Origin of the sequence: Pseudomonas sp. LAMO17WK12:I5 (assembly GCF_900215165.1) — a bacterium.
In the GTDB taxonomy this organism is placed as follows: Bacteria; Pseudomonadota; Gammaproteobacteria; order Pseudomonadales; family Pseudomonadaceae; genus Aquipseudomonas; species Aquipseudomonas putida_A.
The window spans coordinates 398,106-413,136 of record NZ_OBDS01000006.1 but is presented as its reverse complement, the minus strand read 5'-3'; the positions used below and the strand labels follow the sequence as shown (position 1 = coordinate 413,136).

Annotated in this window: 18 protein-coding genes; 8 read left to right on the top strand and 10 right to left on the bottom strand. The window is 60.2% G+C overall.

All coding sequences use genetic code 11. From position 1 onward, the window contains the following. Positions 1-33: 33 nt before the first annotated feature. Together CRO59_RS13170 and CRO59_RS13165 are read right to left on the bottom strand one after the other, a co-directional pair. Positions 34-783: a TerC family protein gene (locus CRO59_RS13170; RefSeq protein WP_097087797.1), complete on the bottom strand. Its 750-nt coding sequence runs from the start codon at positions 781-783 to the stop codon at positions 34-36. 29 nt (positions 784-812) lie between these two features. Continuing rightward, positions 813-1,055, bottom strand: a complete 243-nt coding sequence (locus CRO59_RS13165) for a hypothetical protein (RefSeq protein ID WP_007965379.1) — start codon at positions 1,053-1,055, stop codon at positions 813-815. A 153-nt stretch (positions 1,056-1,208) separates the two neighbouring features. Here CRO59_RS13165 and nhaR point away from each other — a divergent pair, with 153 nt between their 5' ends. Continuing rightward, on the top strand, positions 1,209-2,108 hold the full coding sequence (nhaR, locus tag CRO59_RS13160; RefSeq protein ID WP_097087795.1) for a transcriptional activator NhaR: 900 nt from the start codon (positions 1,209-1,211) through the stop codon (positions 2,106-2,108). Here nhaR and CRO59_RS13155 read toward each other — a convergent pair. Beyond that, positions 2,103-3,266, bottom strand: a complete 1,164-nt coding sequence (locus CRO59_RS13155; RefSeq protein WP_097087793.1) for an MFS transporter — start codon at positions 3,264-3,266, stop codon at positions 2,103-2,105. The genes nhaR and CRO59_RS13155 overlap by 6 nt on opposite strands. Positions 3,267-3,603: 337 nt before the next feature. Between CRO59_RS13155 and sstT the strand changes: the two genes are divergently transcribed. Continuing rightward, positions 3,604-4,836, top strand: a complete 1,233-nt coding sequence (gene sstT / locus CRO59_RS13150; RefSeq protein WP_096795703.1) for a serine/threonine transporter SstT — start codon at positions 3,604-3,606, stop codon at positions 4,834-4,836. A 147-nt stretch (positions 4,837-4,983) separates the two neighbouring features. Here the strand turns inward: sstT and CRO59_RS13145 are convergent, their stop codons facing one another. Then, a complete protein-coding gene (locus CRO59_RS13145) occupies positions 4,984-5,493 on the bottom strand; it encodes a DUF1993 family protein (protein ID WP_007965386.1) in 510 nt (169 codons plus the stop codon). Positions 5,494-5,618: 125 nt separating this feature from the next. On the opposite strand from CRO59_RS13145, the gene CRO59_RS13140 reads away from it, so the two are divergent. Beyond that, complete coding sequence (locus tag CRO59_RS13140; RefSeq protein ID WP_097087792.1) at positions 5,619-6,263, top strand: YceH family protein; 645 nt, start codon at positions 5,619-5,621, stop codon at positions 6,261-6,263. Positions 6,264-6,396: 133 nt separating this feature from the next. Here CRO59_RS13140 and CRO59_RS13135 read toward each other — a convergent pair whose 3' ends face one another. Together CRO59_RS13135 and CRO59_RS13130 are read right to left on the bottom strand one after the other, a co-directional pair. After that, positions 6,397-6,915, bottom strand: a complete 519-nt coding sequence (locus CRO59_RS13135) for a cupin domain-containing protein (protein ID WP_097087790.1) — start codon at positions 6,913-6,915, stop codon at positions 6,397-6,399. Positions 6,916-7,131: 216 nt separating this feature from the next. Continuing rightward, positions 7,132-7,950 (bottom strand): shikimate 5-dehydrogenase, encoded by an 819-nt coding sequence (locus CRO59_RS13130; RefSeq protein ID WP_097087788.1) that lies wholly within the window; start codon positions 7,948-7,950, stop codon positions 7,132-7,134. 257 nt (positions 7,951-8,207) lie between these two features. Here CRO59_RS13130 and CRO59_RS13125 point away from each other — a divergent pair, with 257 nt between their 5' ends. The 3 genes from CRO59_RS13125 (at position 8,208) to CRO59_RS13115 (ending at position 9,267) form a co-directional block, all read left to right on the top strand. Continuing rightward, positions 8,208-8,558, top strand: a complete 351-nt coding sequence (locus CRO59_RS13125; protein WP_007965394.1) for a hypothetical protein — start codon at positions 8,208-8,210, stop codon at positions 8,556-8,558. Positions 8,559-8,787: 229 nt separating this feature from the next. Continuing rightward, the gene (locus CRO59_RS13120; RefSeq protein WP_047597446.1) at positions 8,788-8,982 is read left to right on the top strand and encodes a hypothetical protein; all 195 of its coding nucleotides are present in this window, start codon (positions 8,788-8,790) and stop codon (positions 8,980-8,982) included. Between the two features lie 102 nt (positions 8,983-9,084). Next, positions 9,085-9,267, top strand: coding sequence for a hypothetical protein (locus CRO59_RS13115; RefSeq protein WP_097087786.1), 183 nt, complete (start codon positions 9,085-9,087; stop codon positions 9,265-9,267). Here the strand turns inward: CRO59_RS13115 and CRO59_RS13110 are convergent. Both CRO59_RS13110 and CRO59_RS13105 read right to left on the bottom strand, forming a co-directional pair. Next, complete coding sequence (locus CRO59_RS13110) at positions 9,264-10,325, bottom strand: AI-2E family transporter (protein WP_096797754.1); 1,062 nt, start codon at positions 10,323-10,325, stop codon at positions 9,264-9,266. The two genes, CRO59_RS13115 and CRO59_RS13110, sit on opposite strands and share 4 nt — an antisense overlap. Positions 10,326-10,442: 117 nt before the next feature. After that, entirely contained in the window at positions 10,443-11,129 is a 687-nt protein-coding gene (locus CRO59_RS13105) for a cysteine hydrolase family protein (RefSeq protein ID WP_097087784.1), read from the bottom strand. A gap of 192 nt (positions 11,130-11,321) precedes the next feature. Between CRO59_RS13105 and yegQ the strand changes: the two genes are divergently transcribed. Then, a complete protein-coding gene (gene yegQ, locus CRO59_RS13100; RefSeq protein ID WP_097087782.1) occupies positions 11,322-12,656 on the top strand; it encodes a tRNA 5-hydroxyuridine modification protein YegQ in 1,335 nt (444 codons plus the stop codon). 118 nt (positions 12,657-12,774) lie between these two features. On the opposite strand, the gene CRO59_RS13095 is transcribed toward yegQ, so the two are convergent. Continuing rightward, a complete protein-coding gene (locus CRO59_RS13095) occupies positions 12,775-13,638 on the bottom strand; it encodes a LysR family transcriptional regulator (RefSeq protein WP_097087780.1) in 864 nt (287 codons plus the stop codon). 101 nt (positions 13,639-13,739) lie between these two features. Between CRO59_RS13095 and CRO59_RS13090 the strand changes: the two genes are divergently transcribed. Continuing rightward, positions 13,740-14,633 carry a DMT family transporter gene (locus CRO59_RS13090; protein ID WP_097087779.1) on the top strand — a complete coding sequence of 298 codons (894 nt, stop codon included), beginning with the start codon at positions 13,740-13,742 and terminating at the stop codon, positions 14,631-14,633. A 135-nt stretch (positions 14,634-14,768) separates the two neighbouring features. Here the strand turns inward: CRO59_RS13090 and CRO59_RS13085 are convergent, their stop codons facing one another. Further along, complete coding sequence (locus tag CRO59_RS13085; RefSeq protein ID WP_097087777.1) at positions 14,769-15,002, bottom strand: hypothetical protein; 234 nt, start codon at positions 15,000-15,002, stop codon at positions 14,769-14,771. Positions 15,003-15,031: the final 29 nt, after the last annotated feature.

Genomic DNA, 15,031 nt, shown 5'->3' with positions numbered 1-15,031 from the left:
TTGGCGCTCAGGGGGCTTTTGGCTGGTCAGCGCTTACGCCTGCTGCGCCAGCTTCTTCTGTCTCGCCCGGCGCGACATCATGTTCAGCACCTCAATCGCTGCCGAGAAGGCCATGGCCGCGTACACATAACCTTTCGGTACGTGGGCGCCGAAGCCTTCGGCGATCAGCGTCATGCCGATCATGATCAGGAAGCCCAGCGCCAGCATCACCACCGTCGGGTTGTCGTTGATGAACTTGGCCAGCGGTTCAGCCGCAAACAGCATCACCATTACCGAGACCACCACCGCGATCACCATGATCGGCAAGTGCTCAGTCATGCCCACCGCAGTAATGATGCTGTCGATGGAGAACACCATGTCCAGCATCAGGATCTGACCGATCGCAGCCGCAAAACCCAGGGTCACGGTCGACGTCGCGGATTTCGGGTCTTCCGGCGCCGGGTCCATGCTGTGATGGATCTCGGTCGTGGCTTTCCACACCAGGAACAGACCACCGGCAATCAGGATCATGTCCTTCCAGGAGAACGCCTGGCCCATGATTTCGATCACGGGGGCAGTCAACTGCACAATGAAGGCGATGGTGCTCAACAGAGCCAGACGCAGAATCAGCGCCATGCCGATACCGATGCGCCGCGCCTTCTGCCGATGCTGCACGGGCAGTTTGTTGGTCAGGATCGAAATAAAGATCAGGTTATCGATGCCGAGCACGATTTCCATCACCACCAGTGTGGCCAAAGCAACCCAGGCGGCGGGGCTGGCGGCGAGTTCTAACAGATATTCCATGGGTCAGTCCTGACTCTGTGTAAGACGGTTTAGATGGTCTTGGAGGAAGATTCGGATTTTTCCGCGTCTTTTTCCGGTGTTTCTTTTTTCTCGATCAGGCCGCCGGTGGCGTCGCTGAGCGCTTGTTCAGCAGCCTTGTGCGTATCGTCGATCGCCTGTTTGGCGCTTTCGGCGGCCTTGCCCATCAACTGCTGGGCGCTTTTCTCGGCCTGATCGCAACCGGCCATAAGCAGTAAAGACGTAAACATCAACGCTGGAATTGTGTATTTCATGGGACTTCCTTCGAATGAACAGACAGGGTCACAGACCGCCCGTCGATGGCTGGGCATTCTAGGGAGACAAACACTTCAGTAAAATTCGTATTTTTAGCGGCTATACTTCGGTTTTTACGAATCCAGCACCTTCAAAACAGAGGTCGTGGCTCGATGCTCAACTACCGACAACTGCATTACTTCTGGGTGGTCGCCAAAACCGGCAGCATCGTGCGTGCCTGCGAGCAGCTTAACCTCACGCCACAAACCATCAGCGGGCAGATTTCGCTGCTCGAACAAACCTACGGCATCGAACTGTTTCAACGGGTCGGCCGCCAACTGGAGCTGACCGAAGCCGGACGCCAAGCCCTGCCCTACGCCGAGCAGATGTTTCAGTTAGGCGGCGAACTGGAGTTGATGCTACGTGCCCAGCCCAACGAACAGCAGATCCTGTTTCGCGTCGGCGTGGCGGATGTGGTGCCCAAATCCATCGTCTACCGCCTGATCGCGCCGACCATGGAACTGCACGAGCCACTGCGCATCACCTGCCGCGAAGACAAACTCGAACGCCTGCTGGCGGATCTGGCCATCCAGCGCCTGGATCTGGTGATTTCCGACAGCCCGATGCCGTCGCACCTCGACATCAAGGGCTACAGCCAGAAGCTCGGCGAATGCGGGATCAGTTTCTTCGCCACCACGAAGTTGGCAGCGCAATACGGGCAGGATTTCCCGCGCAGCCTCAACGGCGCACCGCTGTTGATCCCAGGCGCGGAAACCGTGGTGCGCAGCCGTTTGCAGCGCTGGTTTGCCGAGCAACAGATCCAGCCGCGAATCGTCGGGGAGTTCGATGACAGCGCCCTGATGCAGGCCTTCGGCCAATCGGGCAGCGGGATTTTCATCGGCCCGAGCGTGATTGCCGATGAAGTCAAACGCCAGTACGGCGTCGAGGAGATTGGCCAGACCGACGCGGTGACCGAGTCGTTCTATGCCATTTCGGTGGAGCGCAAGGTCAAGCACCCCGGCATCGTTGCGATTACCGAAGGTGCCCGACGCGAGCTGTTTACCGCGTTATGACGCCTGGACGCACGCTTCGCGCGGCTTGAGCGTCATCAACACCATGGCGAGGAACACCGACAACAGAATGAACCCGGCAGCGGCGAACCCCAGAAAGCCGAGGCCGGCACTGTCGATTACCCGACCGCCGATCATCGCGCCCAGACCAATCCCGAGGTTGGCCCCGGCGATATTCAGCGAGGCGGCAAAGGCTGGCGCTTCCGGTGCGGCCTTCATCAGGCGTACATGGCTGACCAGGAACAACGCAGCCTGGGTGATGCCCCAGATGCCCATGGCCACCGCCAGCCCCACCGTCGAGTGAATGTTCGGCACCAGCGAGACCATGCCGGCGATCATGAACGCGCAGAACAGCACAGAGGCGCCCAACGGATGACGATCCACCGCGCGACCGCCCAGTGAGTTGCCGATCAGCCCGACCGCACCGAAGCCCATCAGGCACCAGCCAACCACCGTACCGTTGAACCCGGCCAGACGCTCAAGAATGTCGGCCAGATAGGTATAAGCGGTGAACATGCCGCTGAATACCAGAATCGACAACAGCACATGGCCGATCATCAGCGGGTTGCGCAGGATCTTGAACTGCGAGGCGAAGCTGACCTGATGCTGGTGCAGGCTGGTTTTCGGCAGGTACACAAACAGCAACAAGGCCTTAGCGAAAGCGATGACCGCCAGAATCGCAAACGCACTGCGCCAGCCGAACGCATCGGAAATCAAGGTGCCCACCGGAATGCCGAACACCGTCGCGCAAACAATGCCGAAGCCGATCTTGGCAATCGCGCGGCCGGCGTGATCCGGGCCGACGATGTCCACCGCAGTCTCACTGGCCAAGGCCCAGAACACCGGCAGGCCGAGCGCCGGGATCAACCGGGCGATGGCCATGACCCAGATGTTCGGCGCCAGCGCCGCAACGGTGTTGGCCAGGCCGAACATGATCAAAATCGTGATGAACAACTTGCGCCGCTCGAACCGGGCGAAATACGCGGTCAAAAATGGACCGAACATCGCCACCGTGAAAGCGAATAGAGTCACCAGCAAACCGGCCTGCGGAATGGTTACCGCCAGGTCGCGGGCAATGGACGGCAACAGGCCGACGATGACGAATTCCGTGGTCAGCACCGTGAATCCGGCGGCGGACAACAGAAGAATGGGCAACAGCATGAGCAACTCCAGCAAAACGACGACACCAGCGATGACCGAAAGGCCCGCTGGCAGACTATGAAAATGAGGATGGCGAATCTTAACAGAGTGTTTCCGGGCTGACTTGCACAAACCTGCCGACTTGCCGATCAATCCGGTGGCAGATCGTCACAGGCCTGAAGGATAACGCCTACGCTGTGATAAAGTCCGCGCCCTGAAAAACGTACACCCTATTCAGCGGCCTGTTTAACAGCGTTGATGGCGCGTCAGCCCTTTCGGTTCGTGCCGGTGCCCTGCCCTCCGATGTATCACCGGTTTCACGCAACCTTGCACCCTATAAAAAATCAGAGATGCCGTTATGACCGCTTCATCCCCTTCTCTATTGCAACGCCTGAAAAACCTCAGCCTGGTCACGCAGATCCTGATCGGCCTGATTGCCGGTATCGCCCTGGCGCTGTTCGCCCCGGAAGCGGCGAAAGGCTCGGCGTTCATCGGCAAAGTGTTCGTCTCGGCCCTGAAAGCCGTGGCGCCGATTCTGGTGTTCGTGCTGGTAATGGCGTCGATCGCCAACCACAAGCACGGTCAGGAAACCCATATCCGGCCGATCCTGTTTCTGTATCTGCTCGGCACATTCGCTGCGGCGGTGGTGGCGGTGGTTGCCAGCATGGCGTTTCCCTCGCATCTGGTGCTGTCCACCGACAACGTCGCGGTGACGGCGCCGGGCGGGATCACTGAAGTCCTGCAGAGCCTGCTGTTGAGCGTGGTCGACAACCCGGTCAGCGCCCTGATGAACGCCAACTTTATCGGCATTCTGGCCTGGGCGATCGGCATGGGTGTGGCGATCCGCCACGCCGGTGACACCACCCGCGAAGTGGTGGGCGACCTGTCCAACGGCGTGACGCTGATCGTGCGCGTGGTGATTCGTTTCGCACCTCTGGGCATTTTCGGTCTGGTGGCCTCGACCCTCGCGACCTCGGGCTTCGGCGCACTGATCGGTTACGCGCACCTGCTGGGCGTACTGCTGGGCTGCATGCTGTTCGTCGCGCTGGTGATGAATCCGCTGATCGTGTTCTGGAAACTGCGCCGCAACCCGTATCCGCTGACCCTCAAGTGCCTGCGCGAAAGCGGCATCACCGCGTTCTTCACCCGCAGCTCGGCGGCGAACATTCCGGTCAATCTGGAATTGAGCAAGCGCCTGGGCCTGCACGAAGACACCTACTCGGTATCGATCCCATTGGGCGCAACCATCAACATGGCCGGCGCAGCGATCACCATCACCGTACTGACCCTGGCAGCGGTGCACACACTGGGGATTGCCGTGGACATTCCAACCGCGATTCTGCTCAGCGTCGTCGCGGCGATCTGCGCCTGTGGCGCCTCGGGCGTGGCCGGCGGCTCGCTGCTGCTGATTCCGCTGGCGTGCAGCCTGTTCGGTATCCCGAGCGAGATTGCCATGCAGGTGGTGGCGGTCGGTTTCATCATTGGGGTGTTGCAGGATTCCGCCGAGACCGCGCTGAACTCGTCTACTGACGTTTTGTTCACCGCTGCGGCATGCCTGGGTGAAGAAGCGAAAGCCCAACGCACCGCATAAACCTGTAGGAGCGAGCCTGCTCGCGATAGCGGTGTGTCAGTCACATCGTCTCGGTATGACACACCGCTATCGCGAGCAGGCTCACTCCTACAAAAAAAAAGCCCGCCAAGGCGCAAACCTTGGCGGGCTTTTTTGTAGCTGGGTGTTTTAGTACGCGCCCATGTAATCGCGTTTACCCACTTCAACACCGTTGTGACGCAGCAGCGCATAGGTGGTGGTGACGTGGAAGAAGAACTGCGGCAGACCGTAGCTCAGCAGGTAAGCCTGGCCGCTGAAGCGCTTCTCTTTCGGGGTGCCCGGACGAGTCACGATCTCGATGCCTTCCTTGCCATTGATCTGCTCCGGCTTGATCTCGCCGATATAGGCCAGGACCTTGGCGATCAGCGCCTGCAGCTCGGCGAAGGTGGTTTCGGTGTCGTCATATTTCGGGATTTCGACTTCGGCCAGACGCGAGGAAACGCCCTTGGCGAAGTCGACGGCGATCTGCACCTGACGCACCAGCGGGAACATGTCCGGGTACAGGCGCGCTTGCAGGAAGGCGTTCGGGTCGATGTTTTTCTCGGTGGCGTGGGCTTCAGCCTTTTTCAGGACATCGCTCAGGGCGTTGAGCATTTGTTGAAAAACCGGGACGGATGCGGCGTACAGGGAAATGGTCATGGCAGTCTCGTGTGGTGGCTGGGTGGAACGTGGAGGCGATTATAGCCATGCTTGATGACCACACGGCTTGCCTTTTGTTAGCCAAGGATTAGGCTAGGCGCCTTCGACTGCTGAGGGAACGCGCGATGACCACCGAACTTGCAACCACCACCGACGAACCACGGCTCAACGCCACGGAAATCCGCATCCTGGGTGCGTTGATCGAAAAACAGGCCACCAGCCCGGAAACCTATCCGCTGACCCTCAATGCGCTGGTGCTGGCCTGCAATCAGAAAACCAGCCGCGAGCCGGTGATGAACCTGACTCAAGGCCAGGTTGGCCAGAGCCTGCGGGCGCTGGAAAGCCACGGTTACGCCAAACTGGTCATGGGCAGTCGCGCCGACCGCTGGGAGCACAAGCTCGACAAGGCGCTGGAACTGGTGCCGGCCCAAGTGATTCTCACTGGCCTGATGTTCCTGCGTGGCCCGCAGACGGTGAATGAGCTGCTGACCCGCAGCGGCCGCATGCACGACTTCGAGGATGCCGAGCAAGTGGTGCATCAGCTTGAGCGCCTGATCGCGCGCGGACTGGCGGTGTTGATTCCACGTCAGGCCGGTCAGCGCGAAGACCGCTACACCCATGCGCTGGGCGATCCGGCAGATATCGAGGCGATCCTGGCGGCGCGGCAGAATCCTGGGGAACGCTCGACCAGCGGTGTGTCAGTTGAACGCATTGAAGAGCTGGAAGCACGAATTGCCGCACTGGAAGAACGCCTGGCGCGTCTCGAATAATCACCCCCAATCCTATGGTGGGAGCGGGCTTGCTCGCGAATGCGGTGTGTCATTTAGCAATGATGTGAATGACACATTGCATTCGCGAGCAAGCCCGCTCCCACAGGGTCTGCACCAAGCCGAAGATCTCTATTTATTCACCATCCCAGTAGTCCACACCATCCGCCTGCCGCGCCACGGCAACGAAGCCTGACGCATTGCCCTGGTCATCGACTTTGAAGTTGTCCATCACCGCGTATTTGTTGGAGTCCGGGTACTCACAGATATCCGGTTGCTGCTGGGTGCTGACCGCCAGATAACGCAGCTCCCCGTCGCATGTGTTGATGATCTGATGCGCCGTTTCCGGTCCGCCCGGCGGGCAGGCGATCACGTCGCCCGCGCGAATCGGAAAGCGTTCGGCCCCTAACCGCACTTCGCCCTCCCCGGCCACCACATAGAACATCTCTTCATTGACCCGATGGCTGTGAAACGGACTGCCGCGCATGCCTGGCGGCAAGGCGTACAACCGATAGCCGAGTTTCTGCGCACCAAGCTGCTGGCCGATGCGCGCCATGCGTTGTTGATAGCGGCCAGCGGTTTCACCTTCCGGGGCAAGGGCTTCGGGCAAGGGTTCGAGTTCGACCTGATGCAGGTTGAGAATGGGTGGGTGCATGGCGGGCCTCGGTCACGGTTTTTGTGGGTGGCAAGTCTGGGCTGGCTGGGGAGGCAGTATAGGCATGGATGTCTGGCTTGAGACCGTGGTGCATCCTTCGCGAGCAGGCTCGCTCCCACAGAGGATCTACAGCGAACACACAATCTGTGCATGACAAAAATTCAACTGTGGGAGCGAGCCTGCTCGCGAAGAGGCCCGCCCAGCCAGCACAACTCATCAGCTCCGGGCAAACGCCACCGCCGCCGCAAACTGCTCTTCATTTGGCCGCACCCCGGTGTACAGCACAAACTGCTCCAGCGCCTGGATCGCAATCACTTCAAGCCCGGTAATCACCTTCTTACCCTCGGCCCGCCCGCGCACGATCAGCGGCGTTTCCGACGGAATCGCTACCACATCGAATACCGTGTCGGCGGCCTGGATCACTTCAGGCTCGAACGCCAGTTGCCCCGCCTCCGGCCCGCCGTCCATGCCCACCGGGGTGACGTTGATCAGCATCTGCGGCCGCTCGTCGCCGAGCTCCGCCTGCCAGCGATAGCCCAGCGAATCGGCCAATGCGCGCCCGGCGCGCTCGTTACGCGCAACGATCAAGCCATTCTTGTAGCCACCATCGCGCAAGGCACTGGCCACCGCTTTGGCCATGCCGCCGCTGCCGCGCAGGGCAAACGTCGTGTCTTGCGGTACCGCGTGGGTTTCCAGCAATTGCGCGATGGCGATGTAATCGGTGTTGTAAGCCTTGAGATGGCCGTTGGTGTTGACGATGGTATTGATCGACTGGATCGCCGCTGCCGACGCATCCAGCTCATCGACCAGCGCGATGCAGGCTTCCTTGAACGGCATCGACACCCCGCAACCACGAATCCCCAGCGCACGAATCCCGCCAACGGCCCCCGGCAGGTCCTGACTGCTGAACGCCTTGTAATAGAAGTTCAGGCCCAACTGCTCATACAAATGGTTATGAAAGCGCAGACCGAAGTTCCCCGGGCGCCCTGACAGGGACATGCACAGCTGGGTGTCTTTGTTGGGATTCATCTGCATGAAACTTCTCCTTCAAAACGGACTTTCGGATGGACGGAGTTAGCCATTCCATCGGGTTCTGGACGATCATAAGCGCCTGTCTGCAACGGGCTGCGAGCCCCTTTGACCTGCCGGTAAAGAAGCCGGTACAGACCTTACACAAAATTTACCCAGCGGCTGTGCTGATTTTCAGAATTTCGCTGTCATAGAAGTATCCCCGCGACAACTTTGGGCCTGGTGCAGGCCCGGACGCCGGGTCGAAGAACCGAGGAATTATCATGATTCGTAAACTCCCCATCGTGGCCTTGTTGATTGGTGCATTCGCTATCACAGGTCAGGCAGAAGCCCACGGCGGTGGCTGGCAGGGTCCGGCAGTGTTTGGTGCGATCGTCGGCTCGGCCATCATCGGCTCCGCGTTGATCAACCAGGACCGGCCGGTCTACGTGCAACAGCCTGTTTACGCTCAACCGGCACCGGTTTATGTGCAACAACCGCCGCCACCGGTCTACTACCAGCCGGCCCCGGTCTATGTGCAACAACCGGTCTACGTGCCTGGCCCGGTCTACTACGGCCCACCACGCGGCTACTACGGCCGGCCACACGGCTACTACGGTGGTCCGCGCTGGTAATCGCAACCAACAAGCCCCGCTTTATAGCGGGGCTTTTTTATGACCGTCGGTCGGGCAGAGTCTGAAAAAATCTCGCCAAGGTCGCTGTGAGGACAGTTCCAGCAGCTAAAGTCGGCATGATGGACTTGACCGTTGGGGGCAAAACACAGAACGGTCATCTATTTGTCATGACGGAACCGCAATCTGAATCCGTCCGTAAACAACAGGTTGATAAAAACAAGGACGACCCATGCCTACACAAAATCCGCACCGCATCGTCGGCCTGTGCACTTCAAGCAAGGTGTACAGCGCGTTGACTGAACTGAAACACCTGGAAGGCCACCGCTGCGCCAAGTTTCTTTCGCTGCTGGCGGAGAATCTCGTGCACAAGGGCCTGCTCAATGAGCACGAAGTGGTGCACATGCTCGACCAGGTTGTCGACTGACACAGTCCTCACTGTGATCAATGACCACTATCGAAAGCGTTGATTGTCCCTGAGCGCAGCGAATCCATAAGGTAGCTCCACAGATTGATGGAGGTACTTGTCATGGCTCAGGTTCAAATCATGTCGGTAGTCGGTAGCGCTGTTCCCGCATCGCTCAGAGCGTCGGGATTGCTCGCCTGCTGGTATCTGGTGCGCGATGGCGAGCCGATCAGCGGCCCGCTCACTTCACTGCCCGCGGCGCAGGCCCTGTCACAGAAAATCGTCAGCGGCCCATTCCACGCTTAAGGCAACTGGACTTTCGGTTTGGTCTCGATGAACAGCGCCCAACTGGACATGAACAATGCCGCGATCAGCGGCCCGATCACGAAACCGTTGAGGCCGAACACTGCGAGGCCGCCGAGGGTCGAGATCAGGATCATGTAATCCGGCATCCGCGTGTCCTTACCGACCAGGATCGGGCGCAGCACGTTGTCCACCAGACCGATCACAAACACCCCGAACAACCCCAGCACCACGCCTTGCCAGATCATCCCGCTGAGCAGGAAGTACACCGCCACCGGCGCCCAGACGATCCCCGCACCCACCGCCGGCAACAGCGACAGAAAGCCCATCAGCACGGCCCAGAGCAACGCGCTGGGGATGTCGAGAAACCAGAAAATCGCCCCACCCAATGCGCCCTGAGTGACCGCCACCACCAGGTTGCCCTTGACCGTCGCGCGTACCACCCGATTGAACTTCAACTGCAAACGGCGTTTGTGGCTCTCTTCCAACGGCACCGCAGTGCGTACCTTGCGCACCAGCTCGGCGCCATCGCGCAGAAAGAAAAACAGCAGGTACAGCATGATGCCGAAGCTGACCACGAACTCGAATGTGCCTTGACCGAAACTGAACGCCTGACTGGCCAGCACCTGGCTGCCCTGCATCGACGCCTTGACGATTTTCTCGCGCAGACCGTTGAGTTCGCCCATGCCGAAGCGATCAAGCAAATGCTGAAAATACGGGGGCAGGCTGTGTTTGAACTGTGCCAGATAGGCACCGATGTCCAGTTGGCCGCTTTCGATGTTGTTGTAAACCGTCGCGCCTTCCTGGACCAACAGGATGCTGAGGATGATCACCGGCAGAATCGCGATCACCAGGCAGATGCCCAGCGTGCAGAGCGCTGTCAGGTTGCGCCTCCAGCCGAATTTGAGCTGTAACTTGCGCTGCATCGGCGCAAACAGAATGCCGAGAATCACCGCCCAGAACACCGCGCCGTAGAACGGCAGCAGAATCCAGATGAAGGCGACCGTCACCAACAGCAACAGCACGGTGAGGGATTTGAATTGCAGGTTTTTTTCGTTCATGTCCAATCCATGTCAGTCAGGCGTCTCGCACGCCCCGAACTTTAGTCAGCCGGGGCGCGCGCGAGTGCCATCTTTGTTCATGGAGCATAGATTGCCTGGACGATGCAGCCCGGCTAATCAGCGCACCGGCAGTTTGACGATCTGCGCAGTGCTCAACACATCGCCGAAGGTGTCTTCGACTTCCGCCAGCGCGGCCTTGTGCAGCGAATCCTTGTCGATAGACACGCCGTTGGCGCGGGTGATGGCGCGGGTCGCCGAGGCATCGGACGCGACAATCACGTTGTAGCCCAAAGGCGCGGCGTCCCGTGCGGCACCCGCCACACAGGCGTGGGTCATCAGGCCGGAAATGATCAGGGTCTGGATGCCGGCCTTTTTCAATTGCTGGTCAAGGTCGGTGCTGGCGAACACGCTGACGGTGCTCTTTTGCAGCACCACGTCTTGCGGGCGCGGCTGCATGTCCGGGTGAAATTTAACGGTCTGGCCATCGATGGCAAACACTGGCGAGCCGGCCGGGGCAACGTGCTGCACGTGATACACCGGGATCTTGTGACTGTCGGCAAAGGTGATCAGCTCACGGGTTTTCGCCAGGGCAGCGGCACCGTCCGGGATCGGCATCCGGCCGCTGAAATATTCATTCTGGAAGTCGATCACCACCAGCGCAGACTTGCCCGCTGGCAGATGATCGACCGGTGTAGCGCCGGACATTGCCCGAATGGTCGGGTGGTTGTCGGCCATCGCTGCGCTGCTGGCCAATACACCGGAAAATGCACAAGCGGTGAGAAATCGGCGAGTAAAGTTCTGCATGGGAAGTTTCTCTTGCGGTTGAGTGGATGCGCCAAGGTTACGAAGCCAACGTCAAACCGAACACAGTGAAACCGACACATGATCTGTGCCCTTTCTGCACAGATAAAGTCCACGCACTCAAACGTAGATCCAGATCAATAAACCGCACTTGCCACTGCACTACCCTGCCGCGCTTTTGCGACCGATGCCGCCATGAAGCCAGACCTCCCCCTCGCCGCCCCGGAACTGCTCGCCCCCGCCGGCACCCTGAAGAACATGCGCTACGCCTTCGCCTACGGTGCCGACGCGGTCTATGCCGGCCAGCCGCGCTACAGCCTGCGGGTGCGCAACAACGAGTTCGACCACGCCAACCTCGCCCTCGGCATTCGCGAAGCGCAGGCACAGGGCAAGCGCTTCTACGTGGTGGTCAACATCGCCCCGCACAACGCCAAACTGAAGACGTTCCTCAAGGATCTGGCGCCAGTGATCGAGATGGCGCCGGACGCGCTGATCATGTCCGACCCGGGCCTGATCATGCTGGTGCGCCGGCATTTTCCGCAGATGCCGATCCACCTTTCGGTGCAGGCCAACACGGTGAACTGGGCGAGCGTCGAGTTCTGGCAGCAACAAGGCCTGAGCCGGATCATCCTGTCGCGGGAATTGTCGCTGGAAGAAATCGGCGAAATCCGTGAACAGGTACCAAGCATGGAACTGGAGGTGTTCGTCCATGGCGCACTGTGCATGGCTTACTCCGGGCGCTGCCTGCTGTCGGGCTACATGAACAAGCGCGATGCCAATCAGGGCACCTGCACCAACGCCTGCCGCTGGAAGTATTCGGCGCAGCAAGCCACGGAAAACCAGCTCGGCGAGATCGTGCAGACCTTCCAGCCGGAGCCGACCCTGGGCATCGGCGCGCCGACCGATCAGGTGTTTCTGCTGCAGGAAGCCAATCGCCCCGATGAGTTGATGCCCGCATTTGAAGACGAGCACGGCACCTACATCATGAACGCCAAGGATCTGCGCGCGGTGCAACACGTCGAACGCCTGACGCGCATGGGCGTGCATTCGCTGAAGATCGAGGGCCGGACCAAATCGCACTTCTATTGCGCACGCACCACCCAGGTCTATCGCCGGGCAATCGACGATGCGATGGCCGGGCGCGAGTTCGACCGCAGTCTGATGACCGATCTGGAATCACTGGCCCAGCGCGGCTACACCGAAGGTTTCCTGCGTCGCCATGTGCATGACGAATACCAGAACTATCAGAACGGCAGCTCGGTGTCCGAGCGCCAGCAGTTCGTTGGCGAACTGACCGGCGAGCGCCGCGACCGGTTGGCCGAGGTCAAAGTGAAGAACCGTTTTGCCTTGGGCGATCATCTGGAACTGATGACACCCAAGGGCAATTTCCACTTCGATCTGCACCAGTTGCAGAGTGCCAAGGGTGAAGCGATCGAGGTTGCGCCAGGGGATGGACACACGGTGTACTTGCCGATTCCGGATGCGGTGGATTTGCGCTTTGGCCTGCTGATGCGCGACCTGACTCCTTGACCCCCTCCCCTGTAGGAGCTGCCGCAGGCTGCGATCTTTTGATCTTGTTCTTCAATAACAAAGTCAAAAGATCGCAGCCTGCGGCAGCTCCTACACAGGGAATGCGGGTGTAGCGGAGTCAGAGGAATTCTTCACGCAACATCGCCACAAACGCCTCACGCGCCGGGTGTACCCCGGCGTTTTCGTGCCAGTAAAACAGGTTGTCGATCGCCGTCAGTTCGGGAAACTCATACCCCACGCATCCAGCGCCCTTGGCGTATTGCTCGAACACGCCTTTAGGCACCAAGGCCACGCCGGCGCCAGCACTCACGCAACCGACAATCGCCCCATAACTCGCCAGGCTGACAATCGGCAGCGCCTGCCCCTGACGCAACAACCAATGCTCCAGCGCCGCCCGATACGGGCAGCCTTGCGGCCACATGAATACGGTTTTGTCCTGCAAATCGTGGATGTCGCGCACCGGGCCGAACGACGTCGAAGCAATCAGCAGCAGCTCCTCGCGGTACATCGGCGTGCGTTTCAGTTGCGAGCGCTCGACGTCCACTGCGACGATTGCGCCGTCGAGGCGATGGTTGACGGTGTCGTCGAGCAATTGGCCCCAGGTGCCAGTGGTCAACTCCAGTGCCACCTGCGGATAGCGCTGGTGAAACTTGGCCAACAGTCGGGGCAAACGTCCGGTGGCCGAGGACTCGATCGCGCCGATACGCAGCGGGCCAGAGGGTTCGGCGGCGGGATCCACCGCGCGCTTGGCTTCGGCGGTCAGGGCCAGAATCTGCTCGGCATACGCAAGAAACGTCTGCCCCGCCGGGCTGATCCGTAGCCCGCGCCCCTCGCGCAGAAACAGCGCCACACCGAGTTCCGCTTCCAACGCCTTGATCCGTGCGGTGATGTTCGACGGTACACAAAACAGCTTTTCAGCGGCCCGGGCAATGCTGCCCTCGTCGGCCACGGTCTTGAACATGCGGATCTGCGCCAGCTCCATACCCATCACTCAAAGTGAACATTCAGCGCAGTATAAGTCAGTTGTGGAGACTTGTTCGCCGCCCGGATACTCGGCGCATCAACCCTTGCGGTGCGCCGATCATGCCGTCTCCTTCTCCCTTGAAAATCATTCTGGCCATGGCCTTCGTGGTCGGCTGCTGGGCCTATTCACCCACCGGCATTCACATCGGCCTGCAAGCCTACGACCCCGGGCATCTGGCGTTGCTGCGGTTTCTGCTGGCGTCGTTGTTCATGGCCGTGATCGCGGCGTTCAAGAGCATTCGCCTGCCGCAACCGCGCGATGTGCCGCTGTTGTTCGCCCTGGGATTTTTTGCCGTCAGCCTGCATCACGTGGCGCTGAACATCGGCCAGCAAAGCGTCAGTGCCGGCGCCTCCAGCGTACTGGCGCAGTCGAGCCCGCTGTTCAGTACGCTGCTGGCGCGCTACGTGTTCAAGGATCAGGTCAGTGTCTGGCGATGGGGCTGCGTGTTGCTGGGACTGGTCGGGGTGGTGATCGTGGTCAGCGCCGATCGGGGCCTGGGGCAGATCGACGCGCATGGCTTGCTGATCCTGCTGGCAGCGCTGTCATGGAGCATTTACTTCGCCCTGCAAAAACATCACGCCCGGCGTTATGACGGCTTCAGTCTGGCCTGTTATGCGGTGTGGTCGGGGACGCTGCTGTTGCTGATTTATCTGCCGGGGCTGGGTGCGGCGGCGGTGAAAGCGCCGCTGCGAGTGCAGTGGGCAGTGCTTGCACTGGGGGTATTTCCCAGTGCACTGGCCTATGTGGCCTGGGGCTTTGTGCTCAAGCATGTGGACTTGAGCCGGGCGACGATGACGTTGTACCTGATACCACCGACGGCGATGGGGATTGCTTCGCTGGGATTGGGCGAGCGACCGACGCTGATGGTGCTGGCGGGGTCGGCGGTGGTGTTGATCAGTGTGCTGGCGTTGAATCTGGAGCGGCGGGTGGAGGGTCGACCGGTTGAGGTCTGATCGAGGTTTTTTACTGAGGCTGACGACCCTATCGCGAGCAGGCTCACTCCTACAGGGGATGCGTTCTGTCTGTGGGAGCGAGCTTGCTCGCGAAAGGGCCGGCGCAGACTATAAATATCTCGTGCCGGGTCAGCCTCAGCGCCTGTCATCCGACAACGGCGTCGGCTCATCCGCCGGTGGCACATCATCATCGTCCGCCGCCGGGTCCTTCCAGTCTTCCGGCCGATCGGCATCACTCAACGGATCGCGCCCCGGACTCATGCCCGGCGGCGCATCGTGATCGGCCAGTGTCGGCTCATCCGTGCCGGGCACCGGACGGGTTGGATCGGTCGGCAACACACCACCCTGAAACAGCAAATCATTAGCCATGACACACCTCACCAAGGAGGTCCGGAGAA